The organism is Lysobacter sp. TAB13 (assembly GCF_052113885.1).
GTDB classification, from domain to species: domain Bacteria; phylum Pseudomonadota; class Gammaproteobacteria; order Xanthomonadales; family Xanthomonadaceae; genus Lysobacter; species Lysobacter gummosus.
In genome coordinates this window covers 1-410 of the sequence record NZ_JBFRDR010000278.1, presented here as the reverse complement: position 1 = coordinate 410, position 410 = coordinate 1, and the positions used below count along the sequence as shown (strand labels likewise).

Annotated in this window: 1 protein-coding gene; it reads right to left on the bottom strand. The window is 67.1% G+C overall.

The window, feature by feature from the left end; all coding sequences use genetic code 11:
• Positions 1–410: phosphoribosylamine--glycine ligase (locus tag AB4Y92_RS26165; protein WP_441822274.1), on the bottom strand; the 410-nt coding region annotated here is incomplete at both ends.

Genomic DNA, 410 nt, shown 5'->3' with positions numbered 1-410 from the left:
CCCTTGAACGGCGCGCCGCGCTTCTGCATTCCCGCGAGCGTTGGTGCGATGATCTCCGCCATGACCCGGTCTTCCAGGGCCTTGGTCATCACCGGGGCGGGCGAATAGGCGCCCATGCCGCCGGTATTCGGGCCGGTGTCGCCGTCGCCGACGCGCTTATGGTCCTGAGCCGAGGCAAGCGGCAGAGCATGGCTGCCATCGCAGAGTGCGAAGAAACTCGCCTCCTCGCCGATCATCCATTCCTCGATCACCACCTCGGCGCCTGCTGTGCCGAAGCCGCCCGAGAACATCATCTCGATGGCGGCATCGGCCTCATCGAGGGTCTGTGCCATCACCACGCCCTTGCCGGCGGCGAGCCCGTCCGCCTTGATCACGATCGGCGCGCCCTGAGCCCTGACATAGGCCTTGGC